General features: G+C 62.1%; 19 protein-coding genes. 7 read left to right on the plus strand and 12 right to left on the minus strand.

The window, feature by feature from the left end:
• Positions 1-70: 70 nt before the first annotated feature.
• The 7 genes from H7995_RS11265 to H7995_RS11295 all read right to left on the minus strand — a co-directional run bounded on the left by H7995_RS11265 (position 71) and on the right by H7995_RS11295 (position 9,968).
• Positions 71-1,579 carry a sensor domain-containing diguanylate cyclase gene (locus H7995_RS11265; RefSeq protein WP_182342242.1) on the minus strand — a complete coding sequence of 503 codons (1,509 nt, stop codon included), beginning with the start codon at positions 1,577-1,579 and terminating at the stop codon, positions 71-73.
• 211 nt (positions 1,580-1,790) lie between these two features.
• Complete coding sequence (locus H7995_RS11270; RefSeq protein WP_166589702.1) at positions 1,791-3,107, minus strand: OprD family porin; 1,317 nt, start codon at positions 3,105-3,107, stop codon at positions 1,791-1,793.
• A 193-nt stretch (positions 3,108-3,300) separates the two neighbouring features.
• Positions 3,301-3,525 (minus strand): hypothetical protein, encoded by a 225-nt coding sequence (locus tag H7995_RS11275; protein ID WP_185818373.1) that lies wholly within the window; start codon positions 3,523-3,525, stop codon positions 3,301-3,303.
• 141 nt (positions 3,526-3,666) lie between these two features.
• Positions 3,667-5,031 (minus strand): heavy metal sensor histidine kinase, encoded by a 1,365-nt coding sequence (locus H7995_RS11280; RefSeq protein WP_182342236.1) that lies wholly within the window; start codon positions 5,029-5,031, stop codon positions 3,667-3,669.
• On the minus strand, positions 5,021-5,698 hold the full coding sequence (locus H7995_RS11285; protein WP_159997879.1) for a heavy metal response regulator transcription factor: 678 nt from the start codon (positions 5,696-5,698) through the stop codon (positions 5,021-5,023). The genes H7995_RS11280 and H7995_RS11285 overlap by 11 nt, the downstream gene beginning before the upstream one ends.
• 8 nt (positions 5,699-5,706) lie before the next feature.
• Positions 5,707-8,802, minus strand: coding sequence for a multidrug efflux RND transporter permease subunit (locus tag H7995_RS11290; protein WP_185818374.1), 3,096 nt, complete (start codon positions 8,800-8,802; stop codon positions 5,707-5,709).
• Positions 8,799-9,968: an efflux RND transporter periplasmic adaptor subunit gene (locus H7995_RS11295; RefSeq protein ID WP_185818375.1), complete on the minus strand. Its 1,170-nt coding sequence runs from the start codon at positions 9,966-9,968 to the stop codon at positions 8,799-8,801. The genes H7995_RS11290 and H7995_RS11295 overlap by 4 nt, the downstream gene beginning before the upstream one ends.
• Before the next feature lie 209 nt (positions 9,969-10,177).
• Here H7995_RS11295 and H7995_RS11300 point away from each other — a divergent pair, with 209 nt between their 5' ends.
• Positions 10,178-10,423 carry a hypothetical protein gene (locus H7995_RS11300; RefSeq protein ID WP_159997873.1) on the plus strand — a complete coding sequence of 82 codons (246 nt, stop codon included), beginning with the start codon at positions 10,178-10,180 and terminating at the stop codon, positions 10,421-10,423.
• A 51-nt stretch (positions 10,424-10,474) separates the two neighbouring features.
• Here H7995_RS11300 and H7995_RS11305 read toward each other — a convergent pair whose 3' ends face one another.
• From H7995_RS11305 to norR, 5 genes are all read right to left on the minus strand, one after another.
• The gene (locus tag H7995_RS11305; protein WP_166589697.1) at positions 10,475-11,224 is read right to left on the minus strand and encodes a YkgJ family cysteine cluster protein; all 750 of its coding nucleotides are present in this window, start codon (positions 11,222-11,224) and stop codon (positions 10,475-10,477) included.
• Between the two features lie 80 nt (positions 11,225-11,304).
• Positions 11,305-11,631, minus strand: a complete 327-nt coding sequence (locus H7995_RS11310) for a hypothetical protein (protein ID WP_166589696.1) — start codon at positions 11,629-11,631, stop codon at positions 11,305-11,307.
• A gap of 64 nt (positions 11,632-11,695) precedes the next feature.
• A complete protein-coding gene (locus H7995_RS11315) occupies positions 11,696-12,178 on the minus strand; it encodes a GNAT family N-acetyltransferase (protein ID WP_185818376.1) in 483 nt (160 codons plus the stop codon).
• Positions 12,179-12,181: 3 nt separating this feature from the next.
• Positions 12,182-13,084: a chemotaxis protein CheV gene (locus H7995_RS11320; RefSeq protein WP_166589694.1), complete on the minus strand. Its 903-nt coding sequence runs from the start codon at positions 13,082-13,084 to the stop codon at positions 12,182-12,184.
• A 150-nt stretch (positions 13,085-13,234) separates the two neighbouring features.
• Positions 13,235-14,791, minus strand: coding sequence for a nitric oxide reductase transcriptional regulator NorR (gene norR / locus H7995_RS11325; protein WP_185818377.1), 1,557 nt, complete (start codon positions 14,789-14,791; stop codon positions 13,235-13,237).
• Between the two features lie 157 nt (positions 14,792-14,948).
• On the opposite strand from norR, the gene hmpA reads away from it, so the two are divergent.
• The 6 genes from hmpA (at position 14,949) to cyoD (ending at position 22,229) form a co-directional block, all read left to right on the plus strand.
• The gene (hmpA, locus tag H7995_RS11330) at positions 14,949-16,130 is read left to right on the plus strand and encodes an NO-inducible flavohemoprotein (protein WP_182342224.1); all 1,182 of its coding nucleotides are present in this window, start codon (positions 14,949-14,951) and stop codon (positions 16,128-16,130) included.
• An 838-nt stretch (positions 16,131-16,968) separates the two neighbouring features.
• Complete coding sequence (locus H7995_RS11335) at positions 16,969-17,478, plus strand: disulfide bond formation protein B (protein WP_166593144.1); 510 nt, start codon at positions 16,969-16,971, stop codon at positions 17,476-17,478.
• A gap of 818 nt (positions 17,479-18,296) precedes the next feature.
• Positions 18,297-19,232, plus strand: a complete 936-nt coding sequence (gene cyoA / locus H7995_RS11340; RefSeq protein WP_095168916.1) for a ubiquinol oxidase subunit II — start codon at positions 18,297-18,299, stop codon at positions 19,230-19,232.
• Positions 19,233-19,235: 3 nt separating this feature from the next.
• Positions 19,236-21,266 (plus strand): cytochrome o ubiquinol oxidase subunit I, encoded by a 2,031-nt coding sequence (cyoB, locus tag H7995_RS11345; protein WP_166593143.1) that lies wholly within the window; start codon positions 19,236-19,238, stop codon positions 21,264-21,266.
• 3 nt (positions 21,267-21,269) lie between these two features.
• Positions 21,270-21,896: a cytochrome o ubiquinol oxidase subunit III gene (locus tag H7995_RS11350; protein WP_166593142.1), complete on the plus strand. Its 627-nt coding sequence runs from the start codon at positions 21,270-21,272 to the stop codon at positions 21,894-21,896.
• Positions 21,897-22,229, plus strand: a complete 333-nt coding sequence (gene cyoD, locus H7995_RS11355; protein WP_095168913.1) for a cytochrome o ubiquinol oxidase subunit IV — start codon at positions 21,897-21,899, stop codon at positions 22,227-22,229.

Here is a 22,229-nt window from a genome sequence, read left to right on the forward strand (position 1 = left end):
TAAAAACCTCTCTAGTTTTTAAAGGCTGCCTTCGGGTGGCCTTTTTTTATGCCTGCCGCACAGGCCAGACCTACGCCTGCGCGCTGACCACGCAGTTGCGCCCCTGGTGTTTGGCCTTGTACAGGGCCTTGTCAGCGGTGTACATCAGGTTTTCCAGGCTCTGATTCGGCTGTCCCGTGGAGGTACTGAGGCCGATGCTGACGGTCATGGGCGATGCGCCGGCGGCAAAGGGCGGTAGTTGTTCGACCGCCGCACGAATGTTTTCAGCGATGCGCAGTGCACCGGCGGTATCGGTCTCGGGCAGCACCGCGGCGAACTCTTCGCCGCCATAGCGTGCCGCGAGATCAGCCGGGCGGCGGATGTTTTCGCTGATGACCCTGGCCAGCACGCGCAACGCATCATCCCCGCGCTGATGGCCGTGACGGTCATTGAAGGCTTTGAAGTGATCGGCGTCGATCATCAGCACTGACAGCGGTTTACCCGACCGATGGGCACGCGACCATTCGCGGTTCAACACCGCATCCAGGGTGCGGCGGTTGGCCACTCCGGTGAGTGGATCAATGGCCGCCTGATGGGCCAGTTCCTGCTCGGCGTGCTGGCGCAAGCGCAGTTCGCGACACAGCAGCAGGGCCAGCCACATCAGGCCGATGCACAGCACGCCGGTGGCGCCACTGATCACATAGGCGGTACGTTTCCAGGTGGCAAAGACTTCGTCCATGGACAGCGCCACCATCACCGTCAATGGCAGGTTGCCCACGCGCGAGAAGGTGTACAGGCGATTGCGGTGGTCCATGCTTGAGACGCTGCTGAAACTGCCACTGCCTTCACGCATGATGCGAACCACATTGGGCCGATTGCCGAAGCTCTTACCGATGCTGTTGTCACGCAGCATGGGTTTTTGCGCGAGCAGAATACCGTCCTTGTCGAGCACATTGAGGGTGCTGTCGTTGCCGATGTTCAGGCTCTTGAACAGCTCGTCGAAATACGCGAGACGCATGGACGCCACGGCCACGCCGAGAAACTCACCAGAGGGTGAAGAGATGCGCCGGCTGAAACTGATGCGCCACTGCTCATTGTCGGGGCATACACAACGGGGTTTGAAGGGACGGCTGATGAACATCCCGGTGTCATCGTTGAACGCATGGGCCAGGAAGTAATCACGGTCGGCGAAGTTCCCCGGCTTGGGTTCCACCCGGGAGGAGTCGGCAATCACATTGCCATACTTGTCCAGTAACAGCAGGTCGCCCTTGAAGCGTGCGGTGCTGGAGCGATCGAACAGCACCAGGTGGCGGATCTGTGGCGACACCTGCTTCAGGTCGTCTCGCTGGGCGGCGGCGATCAGGCCTTGCAGCGACAGGTCATAGAGCTCGACGTTGCGCAGCACATCCGCATCGATCAATTGCACGATGTTGGTCGCGCTACGGGTCGCCGTCTGCATCGCGTAGGCGTGTTCGCGTATCAGCAGGAAGGTGACGATGGCGATGATGGCAATCACGGTCAGGGAACTGCCGAGAATCAGCATGAATTCCGGCCGGTGGGTGTTGCCCGTCAAGTGAAGGTGCGTACGGCTTGCACTCATGGTTCTGATTTCTGCAAAGGGACATCATCAGCGTAGTTCCCGGACGGGCCGGGCGGCATTGCAGATATCAGTTCGTTAATTGATTGCCTAGTGCATGTATAGATCCGGTGCGGACAAAAGGCCAGCCCAATGGCGGGATACCGATCAATTTTGCGAGCTCCATTCCTGATAGGCGCGAACACGCTCGCGCCTACGGGGGAGGGCGTTCGCCTTAGAAAACGTTCAGCGGGTAGTCGAGGATCACTCGGTACTCGTCGGTATCGTTGTCCAGTGCGCCATAGCCGTTGCCACCGCGGTTGGTCGCCCATTGCAGGCGCACGGCGAGGTTTTTCGCCGTGCCGTTCTGGACGACGTACTGCAGGTCGAGGTCACGTTCCCAATGCTTGGCGTGCTGACCGTCCGCGTTGTAGTACGCACCATAGCCGGGGCTGTCCGGGTCCACCTTGCGCAGGTTCAGGGTACCGCGCGAATAGGACAGGGCCGACGTCAGGCCCGGCACGCCGACACCGGCAAAATCAAAGGCGTACTTGAGCTTCCACGAACGCTCGTTGGGGCCGTTGAAGTCCGAATACTGCTGCGAATTGTCGAGGTAGACGCTGTCGCCCTGGGCGATGTAGTCAAACGGCGTGTTGCCGTTCACCCGCTGATACGCGGCCGTGACGCTATGACTGCCGACGCCGAGGGTCAAATGCAGGCTGTAAGTGTTGTTGTCGATCGCCCCCAGCAGCGCTTCGCCGCTGTCCTGGGTGTGATAGTAGTGCAGGCCCGGGTTCAGGCTGGTGTGCTCGCTCAGCGCGTAGCGGTAGTCGAGGTCGTAGTAGTACTGGTTCCACACGTCCTTGAGTTCGGAGGCATACAGGCTGCTGCTCAGCCCTGGCACCGCGCTCCAGGCCACGCCGGCCCAGTTCAGGTGGCGGCTTTCGTCACCGTCGGCCAAAGTTCCGTAGGAGGTGCCGATGCGCTGATGTCCGCTCTGGTTGTACGGCTTGGTGAAACTGGCCTGGCCACCTTCGAGCAGCCAGCCATCGAAGCTCTGGTTGCTCAGGCTGACGCCGCGAAAGGTCTGCGGCAACAGGCGACTCATGCCGCCGGCAATCACCGGGTTATTGAGAAACAGGTCACCGGCCTTGAGCTCAGTGTCCATGGCGCGCATTTTCAGGGTCGCACCGCCGGTGGAAAACGACCCCGGCGCTTTGCCGTTGCCATCGCCGATCGGCAGGATGCTGGAGCCGTCAGTGCCGCCCCCACCATCGAGTTTGAGCCCAAGCATGGCATTGGCGTCCAGGCCAAAGCCCAGCGGGCCTTGGGTATAACCCGACTCGAAGAGCCCCAGCAAACCCTGGCCCCACTCGATATTGTCGTCAGCCTGCTGCAGGCGATTGCGGTTCATGTAGTAGTTGCGGGCACTGAGGTTGAGGCTGGAACCCTCGACAAAACCTTCGCGCGGGGAATTTTCGGCGGCCTGGGCGGGGGTGATCGTTGCGGCGATTGCAATGAACAGGGGACTCAGTTTGACGGTGATACTCACGTGGGATACAGCTCCTTGGCGCAATGACCTGTAGGGTCATTGTTTGAAATCCGGTGTTTCTCATGAAGGGGGACGCGTACGGGCGGGGCAAAAACACAACAAAAAAAAGCCGCTGATAGCAGCGGCTTTTAAGACAACTTCACGTGGGAAAGAGCCGAGTGAAGTGTCGAGGGAAACTCGAAACGATGAGCGATCAGCTGTCTTTCTCAACCTGGGGCTGAGCCTGGACAGTCGCTGCTTGCGGGGTGTGCTCAGGGTTTTGCGCCTTGGCGGTCAGTTCGGTCTGGGCTTTGTCGAAGGCGGCTGCCCGTGCGGCATTCTGCGCGACAAAGGCGGGCGACTCTTCGGCCATGACCGCTGGCGAAAGGAACAAGGACGACAAAACGAACGCGCTGGCAATACCCATACTGTTGGACATCTAAGGAACCTTCTTGCTTGGCAAGTGCTGTTTGGTGCGGGCAAAGATAAGGGTCCCGGGTAAAAGGAAACAGAGCGGATTGCAGAAAGGACTGTTGCGTGAACAGCAATAGTTGGCGCGGCGCCCGCCCCGTGGATGTCGTTAGAGGGGCAGGTAGAGACCGAAGGTATTGACCCCATCGTCACTGCGCACAAACACATCGCCGCCGTGCATCAGCGCAATTGCCTTGACGATGGCCAGCCCCAGGCCGTGGTTGGCGCCGCTGTTGCTGCGTGAGGCGTCGACACGGTAGAAGCGCTCGAACAGGCGCGGCAGGTGTTCGCTGGCAATCGGCTCGCCGGGGTTGGCCACGCCAAGGCGGACCTGATGGTGTTCGGTGTCGATCCGCACCTCGATCACCTGTCCGGGCGCGGTGTGTTGCACCGCATTGTTCAGCAGGTTGATCAAGGCCCGGCGCAGGTGGGCGATTTCAATCTGCACCTGGGCGTCACCACTGACCCGGACCTGGACCTGGGCATCTTCGAGGATGAAGTCCAGGTAATCCAGGGTGGTCGCCACTTCATCGGCCAGCGAGGTGCTGGTGAGTTTGGTGGCTTTACTGCCCTGGTCGGCGCTGGCCAGGAACAACATGTCGTTGATGATCGAGCGCAACCGTTCGAGCTCCTCCAGGTTCGATTGCAGCACTTCGAAGTAGTGTTCCGCCGAGCGCCCGCGCGTCAGGGCCACCTGGGTCTGGCCGATCAGGTTGGTCAGCGGTGAACGCAGCTCGTGAGCGACGTCGGCGTTGAACGACTCCAGGCGGGTGTAGGCCTGCTCGACCCGTTCCAGGGTCGAGTTGAACGAGCTGACAAACTGATCGAGCTCCGGCGGCAAGGGCGACAGCTGCAAGCGTGCCGACAGCAGTGGCGGGGCCAGGCGTTGTGCTTCCTGGGACAGCTTGATCAGTGGCTTGAGGCCGATTCGCGCGACCCAGTAACCCAGCGCCGATGCCAGCAGCACGCCGACGATTGCCAGGCTGATCAGGGCGATCAGCAGATGGTGCTGGGTGGCCTGGACGGCCTGGGTGTCGATGCCGATCATGAAGCGCAGCGGCGGGCGCTGATCCTTGGCCGGGAACTGGCTGACCAGCACCTTCAGCGGGTAGGGCTGCTGCGGTAACTGCAGGTCGCGCATGCCCAGCGGGCCCTCGGCGAAGGCGCGGACCTGCGGGGAGATGTCGCCGTACTCGTAGCGGCGATCGCCACTGATGATCCAGAAGCTGATGCGCTTGTCTTCTTCGCCGAGCAGCTTGAGCTTGTTGTTGATCTTGACCCAATGCTCCGGCGTGCCGTAACGGCCCACCGTGGATTCGAGCACGCTGTAGCGCGCATCCAGTTCCGCTTCCGGCAACAGACCCAGGCCCTTGTCGACCTGTTGATACAAGGCCCAGCCGATCAGCACGAACACCAGCGCCGCCACCAGGGTAAACATGGCGCTCAGGCGCAGGGCAATGGAATTACGGGGCACGCCGGCTCTCCAGCACATACCCCATGCCGCGGATGGTGTGCAGCAGTTTTTCCTCGAATGGCCCGTCGATCTTCGCCCGCAGGCGCTTGATCGCCACCTCGACCACGTTGGCATCGCTGTCGAAATTGATGTCCCAGACCATTTCCGCAATCGCCGTCTTGGACAGGATTTCCCCCTGGCGCCGGGCCAGCACACTGAGCAGGGAGAACTCCTTGGCGGTCAGGTCCAGGCGGGTGCCGGCGCGCGTGGCCTTGCGGCTGAGCAAATCTATCCACAGGTCGGCCACGCTCACCTGTACCGGTTCGTGGCCGCCACTGCGACGAGTCAGGGCCTGCAGCCGGGCCACCAGTTCGAGGAACGAGAAGGGCTTGCCCAGGTAATCGTCGGCCCCCTCGCGCAGGCCGCGGATCCGGTCCTCGACCCGTTCGCGGGCGGTCAGCATGATCACCGGCGTCTGCTTGCGTGCCCGCAGGGCCCGCAGCACGCCGTAGCCGTCCAGCCCCGGCAGCATCACATCGAGGACAATCACCGCGTAGTCGCTTTCCAGCGCCAGGTGCAGGCCTTCGATGCCGTCGGGGGCGACGTCCACGGTATAGCCTTGCTCCGTCAGGCCGCGATACAGGTAGTCCGCGGTTTTTTCTTCGTCTTCAACGATCAGGACACGCATGACCCGCCTCAGTGTGTGGTCGCCAGCGCAGGTGCTGGTGTAGGCCGATGAAAGAGCCGTTCAAGCCACAAGTATATGACCGGCGTGGTAAACAGCGTCAGCGCCTGGCTGACCAGCAAGCCGCCGACCACGGCAATCCCCAGTGGCTGGCGCAACTCGGCGCCGGGGCCGTGGCCCAGCATCAGCGGCAGGGCACCCAGCAGGGCGGCGAGGGTGGTCATGATGATCGGCCGAAAGCGCGTGATACAGGCCTGATAGATCGCGTCCTCGGGCGTCAGCCCGCTATTGCGCTGGGCGTCGAGGGCGAAGTCGATCATCAGGATGCCGTTTTTCTTGACGATGCCGATCAACAGCACCAGGCCGATCAGCGCCATGATCGAGAAGTCCTGGCCCAGCAGCCACAACATGATCAAGGCACCGAGGCCGGCCGAGGGCAGGGTCGAGATAATCGTCAGTGGGTGCACGAAACTCTCATAGAGCACCCCGAGAATGATGTACACCGCCACCAGCGCCGCCAGGATCAACCATGGCTGGCTGGCCAGCGAGCTTTGGAATGCCTGGGCCGCGCCCTGGAAGTTGCCGTTGACCGAGCTCGGCATACCGATTTCAGCTTTCGCCTGGTTGAGCAGGATCACCGCATCGCCCAGGGCCACACCCGGCGCCAGGTTGAACGACAGGTTGGCGGCGGGGAACATGCCATCGTGGGCGATGGACAGCGGGCCGATGGTCGGTGCGTCGAAGCGGGCCAGCGCCGACAGCGGCACCATCTCGCCGCTCAGGGGCGAGCGCAGGTAGAAATACGCCAGGCTTTCGGCCTTGCCCCGTTGCCGGGTGTCCAGTTCGAGGATCACGTTGTACTGGTTGATCTGGGTCTGGAACTCGTTGACCTGGCGTTGGCCGAAGGCATCGTACAGTGCTTCGTCGACATCGCTGGCGGTCAGCCCGAAGCGCGCGGCGGCTGCCCGGTCGATGGTGATGTGGGTGATGCTGCCGCCCAGTTGCAGGTCGTTGGAAATGTCACGGAAGGCCGGGATGCCGCGCAGTTTTTCCGTCAGGCGCTGGGTCCACTGGTTGAGGGTCGGGCCGTCGTTGCTCTTGAGCACGTACTGGTACTGGGCCCGGCTGGGGCCGGAGCTGAGGTTGATGTCTTGTCCGGCCCGCAGGTACAGGACGATACCGGGAACCGCCATCAATTTCGGGCGAATCCGATCGATGAACTGGCTGGCGGAGACATCGCGCTCACCCCGTGGCTTGAGGGCAATCCAGAAACGACCGTTGGCGATGGTCTGGTTGCTGCCCGAAACCCCGACCGAGTGGGAAAACGTCTGCACGGCGGGATCGGCCGCGACAATCTGCGCCATCGCCAGGTGCTTTTTCACCATGTCGCCATAGGAAATATCGGCGGCGGCTTCGGTGGTGCCCAGCACAAACCCGGTGTCCTGCACCGGGAAGAACCCCTTGGGGATAAACACGTAGCCCACCACAGCCATGGCCAGGGTCAGGACGAACACCCCCAGCATGGCTTTCTGGTGCGCAAGGGCGCGGCGCAGGCCGCGCTCATACAGGGCCAGCAGGCGTTCGCCGAAGCCCGGTCTGGCATGGGCGCGATGCACCGGCGCGCGCATGAACAGGGCGGCTAGGGTGGGGGCCAGGGTCAGGGACACCACCACCGAAATCAGGATGGTCGAGGTCGCGGTCAAGGCAAACTCCTTGAACAGGCGCCCGACAACCCCGCCCATGAACAGCAATGGAATAAACGCGGCCACCAGCGAGAAGCTGATCGAGACCACGGTGAAGCCAATCTCGCCGGCGCCCTTGATCGCCGCCACGCGCTGGTCGTCGCCGGCCTCCAGATGGCGGTGAATGTTCTCCACCACCACAATCGCATCGTCGACCACGAAGCCGACCGAAATCACGATCGCCACCAGGGTCAGGTTATTGAGGCTGAAGCCCATCACGTACATCAGGGCAAAACTGGCGATCAACGACACCGCCAGCACGCTGGAGACGATCAACGTCGCCGACAACTGACGCAGGAACAGCGCCATCACGGCCACCACCAGCAACACCGCGATCAACAGCGTCAATTCCACCTCATGCAGCGAGGCGCGGATGGTCTGGGTACGGTCGATCAGCACCTTGACCTCGACCGACGCCGGCAGCATCGCCTGCAGGCTGGGCAGCGCCGCCTGGATGCGGTCGACGGTCTCGACGATGTTGGCCCCCGGCTGGCGGAAAATCACCAGGTTGACCCCCGGTTGCGTGCCGGACCAGGCCTGCACATAGGCATCCTCCGCGCCGTTGACCACCCGGGCGACATCCCGCAGGTGCACCGGCGCGCCGTCTTTGTAGGAAACGATCAGTTCGCCGTATTCCTCGGGGTGGAACAGTTGGTCGTTGGTCGCCAGGGTGGAAATGCTCGACTCGCCATACAGCGCGCCCTTGGCCAAATTGAGGCTGGTCTGCTGGATGGCCAGGCGGATGTCGGCCAAGGTCAGGCCAATGGCGGCGAGCTTGTCGGCCGAGGCCTGGACGCGGATGGCCGGGCGCTGCTGGCCGGTGATGTTGACCTGGCCGACCCCGTCGACCTGGCTCAGTTGGCGAGCGAGCAGGGTTTCGGCGTAGTCGCTGAGTTCGGTGCCGGGCATTTGTGTCGAACTGACGCTGAGGATCAGCACCGGGCTGTCGGCCGGGTTGACCTTGCGCCAGGTTGGCAGGGTCGGCATGTCCTTGGGCAGTTTGCCCGCAGCGGTGTTGATCGCCGCCTGGACTTCCTGGGCGGCGGTGTCGATGCTCTTGTCGAGGGTGAATTGCAGGGTCAGGTTGGTCGAGCCCAGGGCACTGCTGGAGGTCATCTGGGTCATGCCGGGGATGGCGCTGAATTGCACCTCCAGGGGGGTGGCCACCGACGAGGCCATGGTGTCCGGGCTGGCGCCGGGCAGCAGGGCATTGACCTGGATGGTCGGGAACTCGGCTTCCGGCAGGGGCGCAATCGGCAATCGCGGGAAGGCGATCAGACCCAGCAGCACCAGGGCGAAGGTCAACAGGACCGTGGCCACCGGGTGATCGATACACCAGGCGCTGATCCCGCCGCGGGCCTTCATGGCTGCTGCTCCGAAACGGTGGCCTGAGTCAGTTCCGGCGGTTCGTCGAGGATCTGCACGCGGCTCCCCGGCTTGAGGCGCGACTGGCCATCGCTGACCAGGACGTCATTGGCTTGCACCCCCTTGATGATGTTCAGGTCGCTGTTCTGATAGACCATCTGCACCGGCACCGATTCGACCTTGCCGTCCGTGACCCGGTACACAAAGTGCTGGTCCAGGCCGCGCTGGACCACGGTCGGCGGTACCACCAGGGCCGCCTTGTCCAGCGCGGTCTGGATCTTGATCGTCACCAGTTGCCCGGGCCAGAGCTTTTGCCCGGGGTTGTTGAATTCGGCCTTGGCGCGAATGGTGCCGGTGTTGGCGTTGATCTGGTTATCGATCAGCGTCAGGTGACCTTCCCCGAGCAAGTCGCCAGTCTGGCCGTCGGTGTCGGCCCCCAGGTAGGCATCGACCGCGGCGGCGGGCGTCGCGCCGATCAGGCCTTGCAGGGTCGGCAGCATCTGCTGTGGCAGGGAGAACTCGACGGCGATCGGGTCGATCTGGGTCACCGAGAACAGCCCTTGGGCATCGCTCATGCGCAGGAAGTTGCCTTCGTCCACGGTACGAATCCCGACCCGTCCCGTCACCGGTGAACGTATCTGGGTGTAGGAGAGTTGCACCTGCGCCGCATCGATGGCGGCCTGGTTGCCCAGCAGCGTGGCTTTCAACTGATTGACCAGGGCCTGCTGCTGGTCGTAGGTCTGCTTCGACACCCCGTCATCGGCGCTCAACAGCTTGTAGCGCTGCAGATTGACCAGCGCCACCTGCAACTGGGCCTGGCTTTCGCCCTGCTGCGCGCGGGCCTGATCGAGGCTGGCGCGGATCGAGCGATCGTCGAGGGTGGCCAGCAGGTCGCCGGCTTTTACCCGTTGGCCTTCCTTGACCAGCAGTCGGGTGAGGATGCCGTCGATCTGCGGGCGAATGATTACGCTGTGCAGCGATAACACCGAGCCGATGCCGCTGACATAACGCGGTACATCGCGTTGCGCGACGCTGACCACACGCACCGGCACCGCTGTCGGCGCGGCGAGTTTGCTCGCCGCCGGCCGCAGCAGAGCCCAGGCCCCAGCGGCGACAAGCACGACGAGGGTACCGACAAGCAGGAGCGTGGTTTTTTTGCTGGGCATCAGTTCAATCGCCGGGGCCGGTGGGTCGGGTAGGTAGCCAGTATGCCTCCGTTATAGCCCCACGATACGGTCAGCAGGGTGACGGCTAACTGACAGGGCGGACAGCTTGCCGCTTGAAGCTTGCAGCTTGCCGCGGCGCTTCCCGTTATACTGCCGGCTTTTCGCGACCCATCATCCGGGCGCGACTCAACGCTACACCCGGAGCATTCATGACTTCCCCGACACAAGCGCCTGCGGCTGACGACCAGGCTGACCTGCCAGACAGCGTCGACTCCAGCGCCGACAGCGACAGCAACGCCGCCATCCCGGCCTTCAAGTTCCCGTTCAAGCCAGGTGAGCTGGCCGCGGCCAAGGCCGGCAACCAGCCGTGGTACAAGAACGGCGCCAAGAATGGCCACACCAAGGTGCCGGGCGCCGCGCCACCCGGTACCCGTCGCTCGATGGGCAAACGCTGATCGGTTGATCCTTGCCTTGCGCAGCGGTCATCAGGCCACTGCCCTAACGGCCTAGGCCGCCTGCAACGCGATAAAGGCGTACGTCAGGGGTTGCTCGGTCGTCACCTGCGCGCCGGCGGCCAGCACCTGGTCGGCGAGCGCTGTTCCCGACAGATGAAACTGCCACTGCCCGACCGAACCCGACAGCGGTTCGGCCTGGACCCGGTCCATGGCGGCGGCAAACGCGGCCATGTCAGGCAGATAGGCGGTAAAGCCGTCGCCCTTGAGGGCGGTGGTGCAAATCCCCAGCTGTGCGCAGATCCCTTCCTTGGCTTGAATATCATCCCGATCGGCCTGGCGTGACTGCTCGATCAGGCTCGCCAGCGAGCGGTCGACCAATTGGCCGCCGACGATCAACTCAGGCCCCTGCTGCCATGACTCGGGCGGGCAGTCCTTGGCGCTCGGTGTCAGGGGAATGTGCGGATTGATTTCCATCGGGTAGATCCGGCACACCAGCGGTCGACGCTCATAGATCCGGCACAGGTTGTCTTCGTCAAGATTCCGGCAGCGGCCCGCGTTGAAGGCGGCGAAGGTAATGGTCACGTAGGCGTGGGTGTCACCGCAGGGCACCACCACGGACCGGCGCTGGGCGTGTTCGCGCTGCGCGGCCGGCAGGCCCAGGCCGTTGTCCAGGAATCCCTCGACCAGCACGATCACCGCGCCGCCATCGGCTGCCCACATGCGGGCTTCGGCGAGGGTCAGGGGCACATGGTGGTCATTGCAGCATTTGCCGCAGCCTACGCAGGAAAACGATGTGTTCATGGGAGGGGTCACAGTCCGAAAGCGTCAGCGATGACAAAAAAACAGCGCCGGGGCCTGCGGCGAAGCAAGTTGTGCGCCAGTCATTGGCCCGGGGTGGCCGGGCGCACTGAATCCCATTCGGTGACGTGGGCGGTCTTGCTCTGCTTGTGGTAGAGGCACAGCTCGGTGCCGCGCTGTCCCTTCATGTGTTTCTGTGGGTACTGGCCCTCAAGCAGCAAGGCGCTGTAGCCGACGCGATCATCGAACTGCGCGGCCTTGCCCACCGGCTTGGCGTGGCTCAACTGGCTGGCCTGGGTGCAACTGGCGAGTACGGCCTTGTCGTAGGCGGCCCAGGCGTCGGGGCTTGAGGCCTGGGCGTGGAGGGCGAGGCTGGTCAGGGCGATGAAAAGCAGGGCAGGGGATCGCATGGCAGGGCTCCTGATGGGTCGGAGAGCAAGTATGCCTGATGTCGTTGTGGGGGCAGAGATGCCCTCAGTCGGGGACGGGTTCCCGGCGGACCTGGCGCATGCCGCAACTGGCGTACAACTGCCGTGCGCGAAGGTTGTCTTCCAGCACCTTCAAGTCGACAAACCCTTCGCGACGTTGCTGGAACACGCTGAAGGCATGCAGCAGCAACGCCCGTCCCAGGCCTTGCCCCTGGGCGCGGGGATGCACCACCAGGTGCTTGATGTAGGCGCTGGTCCAGCACTGGATCACGCCGACGAGGCCCTGGGCGTCGGAGGCGATGATGCACAGTTGCGGGTCGTATTCGGGGTCGCGCTCAAACCGTTCGCGCCAGACAGCCAGGGCCGAGACCTGACCGACGCCCGCTCGATATCCCGCCTCCAGCAACTGATGCACCGCCTCAGCCATCGTCGGCTGGTAGGTGGCCAGGCTGATGCCCGCCGGCCAGGCGCTGGGCGGCAGGGCGCCGGCCAGTTCGCGGCGCAGCAACAGGCAGTAAGCCTGGACCACGGCTCAATGCCCCTGCTGCGCCACCGCTTTGGCGGCGTCGATCAGGCATTGGGTCAGCTCCGGCGAAGAGAACTTGGTCAGCACTGCGTTGGCCCCGGACAGTCGGGCTTTTTCGCTGTTCATCGCGCTGTCCAGGGAGGTGTGCAGCAGCACGTAGAGGTGGGCGAAGTCCGGGGTTTCGCGCAGGGTCCGGGTAAAGGCGTAGCCGTCCATTTCCGACATCTCGATGTCCGAAACAATCAGGTTGATCTGCTGCGCGGTGCCTTGCAGTTCCAGCAGGCAGTCGATGGCTTCCTTGGCACTGCGGGCGGTGTGGCATAACAAACCGAGGTGACGCAGGGTGTTTACCGACTGTTGCAGCGCCACCTGGCTGTCGTCGACCACCAGGATGCGCGCGTTGCCCAGCAGCTCGGCATCTTCCATGCTCAACTCGGTGGGCGCCATTTGCACCGGCTCCGGGGCAATGCCGTGGATGACCTTCTCGATGTCCAACACCTGCACCAGCGTGCCGTCAACCGAGGTCACGCCGGTGATGTACGAACGTCCGCCGCCCGAGCCATACGGTGGCGGGCGAATATCGGAGGTCAGGCAGTGCACGATCTTGCTCACCGCCTGCACGTGCAGGCCCTGTTTCGAGCGGCTGACGTCGGTGACGATCAGGCAGCCACCGTCGGGGTCCGCCAGGGGGCGCTCGCCGATGGCGCGGCTCAGGTCGATGACCGACAACGAGTTGCCGCGCAGGGTCGCGATGCCTTTGACGTGGGGGTGCGACTCCGGTAACCGGGTCAGCGGCGGGCAGGGGATGATTTCACTGACTTTCAGCAGGTTGATCGCCATCAGCTTGCCACTGCGCAAGGTAAACAGCAGAAGCGAAAGTGAATCTGCGCGGGCTTTGGTGGAGGACATAAAAACCTTCTGTGGAAAAGGTGACGGAGGATCGCGCAAGCGCCGACAACTATTGATAACGGGTTATCGACTTGACGGGGGCAGGCTTTAGGGCCGGTACCACCTTTGTAGCTGCCGAGCTCCGCGAGGCAGCGTCTACAGGGGCTGCGATCATTTCATGCCCAGCCGCTTGGCCATTCGTCCCAGGTTCGCCCGGTCCAGGCCCAGCTCGCGGGCGGCGCTGGCCCAGTTGTGCTGGTGGCGCTCCAGGCAGGCGCTGATCAGTTGACGCTGGTACTGCTCGGTGGCCTGGCGCAGGTCGCCGCTCACCTCCGGTGCTGGCGCAGGTATGGCGGGCGCCGGGACTGCGCTGGCCTCAAGGGCCTCGTGGGGCAAGTCCAGGTCGGCGGCGCTGAGGCTGAGGATCTTCGGCCGCTCGCGGGCGTTGCCCAGCGCCTTCAAGGCACTGCGGCCGATCAAGTGTTCCAGTTCGCGCACATTGCCCGGCCAGCTGTAAGCCAGCAGCGAGGCCTGGGCATCGCTGGACAGGCGCAGGCTGTTGAGGCCCATGCGCGAGCGGTTCTGTTCGAGGAAATAGCCACTGAGCAACAGCACATCCCGCCCGCGATCACGCAGGGCCGGCACCCGCAACGGATACACGCTCAGGCGGTGGTAAAAGTCGGCGCGGTAGCGGCCGCTGCGCACTTCTTCGGCGAGGTCGCGGTTGGTGGCGGCGATCAGGCGCACATCGACCTGATGCTCCTTGTCCGACCCCAGGCGTTGCAGTTGCCCGCTCTGCAGCACCCGCAGCAACTTGGCCTGCACCGTCAGGGACAACTCGCCGACTTCGTCGAGAAACAGGGTGCCGCCATTGGCCAGTTCAAATTTGCCGCGTCGGTCACTGGTGGCGCCGGTGAAGGCCCCGCGCACATGGCCGAACAGCTCGCTCTCCACCAGGGTGTCGGGCAGGGCGGCGCAGTTGAGGCTGATGATCGGCTTGTTGGCCCGCGCTGAGGCGGCATGAATCGCCTGGGCCACCAACTCCTTGCCGACCCCGGTTTCCCCGGTGATCAGCACCGTCAGGTCGCTGCCGCCCACCAGCTTGATCTCCTCCACCAGGCGCTTGTGTGTCTTGCTCTGGCCGATCATTTCGCGGTCTTGCTGGCCGCTGGCCTGACGATAGACCTCGGCCCGCTGGTGCTCGTCTTCAACCCGATTGGCCAGCCGCTCGATGCGCTCGGCGGCGTTGACCGTGGCGGCCGCCAGGCTGGCGAAGGCCTGCAGGGCATCCAGCTCGATGGGTTCGAAGCGTTCCGGGTCCAGCGCATCCAGGGTCAGCAGGCCCCAGGGCTGCTCATCGATAAACAGCGGGCAGCCCATGCAGTCGTGGACCTCCAGGTGCTCGTCGAGGCCGTCGACCAGGCCGTCATAGGGGTCCGGCAGCTCGCTGTCGGCGGCAAAGCGCGTCGGTCCAGGGCTGCTGAGCAGCGCCGCGAAGCGCGGATGCTCGCTGACCTTGAAGCGCCGACCCAGGGTGTCAGTGCTCAAGCCGTCCACCGCCAGCGGCACCAGCCATTCGCCATCCAGGCGCAGCAGGGCGGCGGCATCGCAAGGCAGCAGGGCACGCATGGCTTCCAGCAGGCGCCGGTAGCGCTCGCCTTCGGGCAGTTCGCGGGACAGGTCAGAGACCAGGGGCAGCAGGGTGGTCAGCAGGGATTTTGCAGTCATATTGACTCCATGTAGTCGAGGTGACTATAAAACCCCCAGGGTCGTTATGACTACATATTAATTAAATGATTGATTTATAAGGGTTTAATTGTTGGCATGGAAACTGATAACCAAAGGGCAATTCATTAAAAGCAGTCGTTCAGGAGTTCATCCCCTTATGCTTAGTGCCCAAGACCGTGCCATCGTCAAATCCACCGTGCCGCTGCTGGAAAGCGGTGGTGAAGCTCTGATCACCCACTTCTACCGCATGATGCTCAGCGAATACCCGCAAGTGCGCCCGCTGTTCAACCAGGCGCACCAGGCCAGCGGCGACCAGCCCCGGGCCCTGGCCAATGGTGTGCTGATGTACGCCCGGCACATCGACCAGCTCGACCAGTTGGGCGACCTGGTGGCGAAAATCATCAACAAGCATGTGGCCCTGCAGATTCTTCCTGAGCACTATCCGATTGTCGGCAGCTGCCTGCTGCGCGCCATCAGCGAAGTGCTCGGTGAAGAGATCGCCACGCCCGAAGTGATGAGTGCCTGGGGCGCGGCCTACGGCCAACTGGCCGAGATCCTGATCGGTGCCGAAGCCGCGATCTACGACCAGAAAGCCGAAGCCGTCGGTGGCTGGCGCGGGGCGCGGGCGTTCGTCTTGACCCAGCGGGTCGAGGAGAGCGCGGAAATCACTTCGTTCTACTTCGAGCCAGCGGACAAAGGCCCGATCCTTGCCGCAGAACCTGGCCAGTACATCGGCATGAAGCTGCTGCTGGACGGTGAAGAGATTCGTCGCAACTACTCGCTGTCGTCCCTGGGCACTGACGGCCAGTACCGCATCAGCGTCAAGCGCGAAGCCGGTGGCCGTGCGTCGAACTACCTGCACGACCAGTTCCAGGTCGGTGCCCACATCGAACTGTTCCCGCCTGCTGGCGACTTCACCCTGACGGCCAGCGACAAGCCGCTGGTGCTGATCAGCGGCGGGGTGGGCATCACCCCGACCCTGGCCATGCTCGAAGCGGCCCTGGCCACCGAGCGGCCGGTGCACTTTATCCACTGCGCGCGCAACGGCGCGGTGCATGCCTTCCGCGACTGGATCGACGGCCTGGCCGAGCGTCATCCCCAGCTCAAGCGCTTCTACTGTTACGCCGAAGATGACGGGGTCAGCCCGGCAGCCGACCAGGTCGGGCTGCTGAGCCAGGAGCAATTGGGTCACTGGCTGCCCGAGCAGCGGGACCTGGACGCCTACTTCCTGGGGCCCAAGGGCTTCATGGCGGTGATCAAGCGTCACCTCAAGGCGTTGGGAGTGCCTGAAAGCCAGAGCCGCTACGAGTTCTTTGGGCCGGCTGCGGCGTTGGAATGACGGCAAGGGGGGCGACTTGGTCAGACCGAGTCGCCCCCATCGCGGGCAGGCTCGCTTCCACCAGTCTTTAGTCGAGGCAAGGTCAACGGTGGGAGATTCTATGGTGTTGAGGGGCTGTGTGAGCTGCTGAAGGTTGTGATCTTTTGATCTTGGATTTGGGGTATATCCATTGCTGCGGTTGTGGCGGCTAATGGTTCCGCCCTTACGGCGGGTCACTTTGGCAAACGCCGGAGTGCCGGCCCAGCCCAAAGTAACCAAAGGTCTTTGCCCCAGGCGTTCGGCCCCTCGCTAAGGCTCGGGGTCCCTTCGCTACGGTATCCATCCGGGGGCATCGCCTCCGGTTTGCTTCGCTGCACCTCCTCTCGATGTATGCGGCTTCGCCGCACGGCGCTCCGCGCCTCCCCCCTGATGGACACCTTCGCTCAGCCTGCCGATGGGGCGGGTGGATCAAGAGCAAAAGCACGGCGACCTGCCGGTCGGCCTGAGTGGCAAGGGCAGGCGAGGCGGCCTACCGGCCGGCCTGCTTTCCTGCGTTGGAGTATCTTTGTGGGAGCGGGCTTGCCCGCGATGAGGCCGGCATAGCCAACATTTATGCCCCCTGACCCACCGCCATCCCGGGCAAGCGGAGCGCCGCCTGGCCTGGTCCACAGATTCGCTGTGCGAGCCTGCTCGCGATGGCGTCATGCGCGTCAACACAGACCCCACGGCTTAATCCGCTGTTAATACCCCCCACGGTTAATTCCCCGCGAAAGGTCCGACACCACGCCGCGTGCTGCATGCGCACGCCCGGCGTGTAAACTGGCGGCCATAGCCTGCATTTATGACGAAGGAAACGGGAATGAACGAGGATTCGATGCGCCTGGGCCGTGAGCGGCGTTTTCTGGTGTTGTTGGGCATTATCTGCCTGGCGCTGATCGGGGGCGCGCTGTACATGCAGATCGTGCTGGGTGAAGCCCCGTGCCCACTGTGCATCCTGCAACGCTACGCGCTGCTGCTGATTGCCCTCAGTGCCTTCGCCGGGGCGGCCATGCGCACCCGTCGCAGCGTCACGGTGTTCGAGACCCTGGTGGTGATCTTTGCCCTGGCGGGGGCGGGCACCGCTGCCCATCACGTCTACACCCAGTTCTATCCATCGGTGAGCTGCGGCATCGATGTGCTGCAGCCGATTGTCGATGGCCTGCCACTGGCCAAGATCTTCCCGCTGGGCTTCCAGGTCGACGGTTTCTGCTCCACGCCTTATCCGCCGATCCTCGGCCTGTCGCTGGCGCAATGGGCCCTGGTGGCCTTCGTCCTGACCGTGATCCTGGTGCCGCTGCTGGTCTCGCGCAACCGCAAACAGATGAACTGAGGCCGTTACCCTCAGCTACCGTCACTGCTCAAAAAACGCCCTGGTCCTCGAAAGAGGCCGGGGCGTTTGACGTTTCAGTGGCGCGGTAAAAAGTCCGTGATGCAGGACAATCGAGGGTGCGGCAAGTGTGCGACATGTTGTCACAGCTTAAGTGTCGCAACGCATTTCAAGCGCAGCATTTTGGCATGAAAAGATACAAAGGTTTGCCCGGCACCGGGCTTCGCCAAAAGCCAGCAACCATGCCGCGCCAGGCAGTTTTAACAGGCTTCGGCGAATGGCCACAGGCCTTGTGAAAATGGGGGTTTGGCGAACATGGCGGGCTGAGCTCGGCCCCAGAAGCTGTCTGAACTGCGCACAGTAGACCTACATTTTTTGGGGTTCTTGTTGAGAATGAATCGCGATAAAATCGGCAATCGTTACAGGATTCGTTAATGATTGTTGCCGTATCCGATAAAAATTATTTCGAGATGAGACATGGTTTATAAAACGTTACATATCTACAATCGCCCGCACTGAAATTCCGGCACTGCTCACCCCTGAGCAGAGAAGGGTGGTCGAGGAGCGGTTCGATAGCTTCGTGCGACCCCAGGTGTCGGTGCCTTTCCAACTATCCGCACCAAATGGAATTGGTCTGTAACAAGGCCTTTGACCACGAATTCGAATAAGAACTCACCGCTGGCCCAGGATGTGTCAATCAACGTTTAGCGCGTGACGGGCAAGCCCTTATTCAATCCAAGAAAAATGCCAACCCTTGGCAGGGTGAAGTGTTGGCGATCAAAACCCAACTGCATTGCGCAAGCTGCTTTAGAGGTCGTGAGATGAGTAAAAACAGGTACCCCAGACTACTAGGCTTATTGCCGCTGCTCGGCACGCTGTTGCTGGGAGGCTGCAACATGACCTTGCTCGATCCCAAGGGCCAGGTCGGCCTGGATGAGCGAAACCTGATCATCACCGCAACGCTGCTGATGCTCCTGGTCGTGGTTCCGGTCATCGTCATGACCTTCCTGTTCGCCTGGAAGTACCGTGCGTCCAACACCAGCGCCACCTACACGCCCAAGTGGAACCACTCCACCAAGATCGAAATCGCAGTGTGGGCTGTCCCGGTACTGATCATCATTGCCCTGGGTTACGTCACCTACAAATCGACCCACGCCCTGGACCCGTACCGTCCGCTGGAATCCGACGTGAAGCCGGTGACCATCGAAGTGGTCGCGCTGGACTGGAAGTGGCTGTTCATCTACCCGGAACAAGGCATTGCCACGGTCAACAAGATCGTGTTCCCGGCGCACACGCCGATCAACTTCAAGGTGACCTCGGACGCCGTGATGAACTCGTTCTTCATCCCGGGCCTGGGCGGCCAGATCTACGCGATGGCGGGCATGCAGACCAAGCTGCACCTGATCGCCAACCAGAACGCTGAAATGGACGGTATCTCCGCCAACTACAGCGGCGCTGGTTTCACCGGTATGAAATTCAAGGCAATCGCCACCACCCAGGAAGAGTTCGACGCCTGGGTAAGCGAAGTCAAAAAGGCACCTAAACAGCTTGAACAAGCTGAATACGCAGCCCTTTCCAAGCAGAGCCAGAACAACCCAGTCGAGCTCTACTCCTCGGTTACGCCGAACCTGTTCCAGATCATCGTCGATAAGTACGAGGGCATGAAACCGGGTCCGAAGGTCAAGCACGAGAAGAAAGAGAAAGAAGTGGCCGCTACGGACATGGAATCGCATTCAGCTGCCGGGGCAGAGGAGTAAACGATGTTTGGTAAATTAAGTTGGGAAGCGGTCCCGTTCCACGAACCGATCGTGATGGTTACCATCGCCATGATCGCGCTCGGCGGTCTGGCGCTGTTCGCTGCAATCACCTACTTCAAGAAGTGGACCTACCTGTGGACCGAGTGGTTGACCTCGGTCGACCACAAGAAAATCGGCGTGATGTACATCATCGTCGCCATGGTCATGCTGCTGCGCGGTTTTGCCGACGCCATCATGATGCGTACCCAGTTGGCCATGGCCACCGAGGGTTCGCCGGGCTACCTGCCTCCTGAACACTATGACCAGATCTTCACCGCTCACGGTGTGATCATGATCATCTTCATGGCGATGCCATTCTTCACCGGCCTGATGAACCTTGCAGTGCCGCTGCAGATCGGCGCGCGTGACGTTGCCTTCCCGTTCCTGAACTCCCTGAGCTTCTGGCTGCTGGTTTCCGGCGTGGTGCTGATCAACCTGTCCCTGGGCGTTGGCGAATTCGCCAAGACCGGTTGGGTTGCCTATCCGCCGCTGTCGGGCCTGCAATACAGTCCGGGCGTGGGGATGGATTACTACATCTGGGCGCTACAGCTATCCGGGTTAGGTACGACGCTGACGGGGGTCAACTTCCTGGCCACCGTGCTGAAAATGCGTACCCCGGGCATGAAGCTGATGGACATGCCGATCTTCACCTGGACCTGCACCTGGGCCAACGTCCTGATCGTCGCTTCGTTCCCGATCCTGACCGCTACCCTGGCACTGCTGACGCTTGACCGTTACATGGATTTCCACATTTTCACCAATGAACTTGGTGGCAATCCGATGATGTACGTCAACCTGTTCTGGGCCTGGGGTCACCCCGAGGTTTACATCCTGATTCTGCCGGCGTTCGGGATCTTCTCCGAAGTCATCTCGACCTTCACTGGCAAGAAACTGTTCGGCCACCACTCGATGATCTACGCCTCGGGCGCGATCTCGATCCTGGGCTTCATGGTCTGGCTGCACCACTTCTTCACCATGGGTTCGGGTGCCAGCGTCAACGCCTTCTTCGGCCTGGCGACGATGCTGATTTCGATCCCCACGGGTGTGAAGCTATTCAACTGGCTGTTCACCATCTACCAGGGCCGCCTGCGTTTCACCAGCCAAGTGCTGTGGACCCTGGGCTTCATGGTGACCTTCGCCATCGGCGGCATGACCGGCGTACTGCTGGCCATCCCGGGTGCGGACTTCGTCCTGCACAACAGCCTGTTCGTGATCGCGCACTTCCACAACGTGATCATCGGCGGTGCGGTATTCGGTTACATCGCAGGTTTCGCGTTCTACTTCCCGAAAGCGTTCGGCTTCAAGCTGCACGAAGGCTGGGGCAAGGCTGCATTCTGGTTCTGGATCACCGGCTTCTTCGTCGCATTCATGCCGCTCTACGTCCTGGGCTTCATGGGCATGACCCGTCGCCTGAACGCCACCACCAACCCGGAATGGGTACCGTACCTGTACGTCGCCATGTTCGGCGCCGTGATGATCGCTGTCGGCATCGCCTGCCAGTTGATCCAGCTGTACGTCAGCGTGCGTGATCGCAACAAGCCAGAAAACATGTGCGAACACGGTGACCCGTGGAATGCCCATACCCTGGAATGGTCGACCTCCTCGCCACCACCGTTCTACAACTTCGCCGTACTGCCAAAAGCCGATGTGATCGATCCGTTCACCGAAGCCAAGGAAAACGGTACCGCGTACCAGGCGCCAAGCCGTTACGAACCGATCCACATGCCAAACAACACCGCGACCGGTGTGGTCATGGGCGCACTGTTGACAGTGTTCGGTTTCGCGATGATCTGGCACATCTGGTGGCTGGCCGCCTTCGGTCTGGTCGGCACCGTGGTGTACTTCGTGATCCACGCTGCGCGTGATGATCAGGGCTATATGGTGCCGGTCGACGTGATCGAGCGCATCGAAGCCGAGCAGCACAAGCGTCTGGTAGCGGCCGGGAAAGTTCCAGCCACCGCCACCCGTGTTGAAACCTCGTTGGAACAGGCTTAAACCATGTCGAACTTAGTGACCAATGCTGGACACACCCATGTCGATGGACATGGGCATGATGACCATCACCACGACTCGGGCGAGATGACCGTATACGGCTTCTGGCTCTACCTGATGACCGACTGCATCCTGTTTGCGTCGATCTTCGCGGTATACGCGGTACTGGTAAACAACGTCGCCGGTGGCCCGTCGGGCCACGACATCTTCGAACTGCCGTATGTACTGGGCGAAACCGCTCTGCTGCTGTTCAGTTCGATCACCTACGGCTTCGCCATGCTGGCGTTGTTCAAGGGCAAGAAGAGCCAGGTCCTGGGCTGGCTGGCCATGACCTTCCTGTTCGGCGCCGGCTTTATCGCCATGGAGATCAACGAGTTTCACCTGCTGATCTCCGAAGGCTACGGCCCTAGCCGTTCCGGCTTCCTGTCCGGGTTCTTCACCCTGGTCGGCACCCACGGTCTGCACGTGACCAGCGGTCTGATCTGGATGGCGATCATGATGTATCAGGTGCAGAAAAACGGCCTGACGGCGACCAACAAGACCCGTCTGAGCTGCCTGAGCCTGTTCTGGCACTTCCTGGACGTCGTGTGGATCTGCGTATTCACCGTTGTTTACCTGATGGGGACTATGTAAATGGCTAACACATCACATTCCCACGACGACGCCGGCCACGGCAGCGTCAAGTCCTACGCCATCGGCTTCATCCTGTCGGTCATCCTGACAGTGATCCCGTTCGGCCTGGTGATGTACCCATCGCTGCCGAAGTCGATCACCCTGTGGATCGTCCTGGCATTCGCCGTGATCCAGGTGCTGGTGCACCTGGTGTACTTCCTCCACCTGGATCGTTCGCAGGCTCAGCGTAACAACGTGATCGCGTTTGTCTTCGCCGCACTGGTGATTGTCCTGCTGGTGGGTCTGTCGCTGTGGATCATGTTCAGCATCCACACCTTCATGATGGCGAAGTGA

It is taken from the genome of Pseudomonas kielensis (genome assembly GCF_014236655.1).
In the GTDB taxonomy this organism is placed as follows: Bacteria; Pseudomonadota; Gammaproteobacteria; order Pseudomonadales; family Pseudomonadaceae; genus Aquipseudomonas; species Aquipseudomonas kielensis.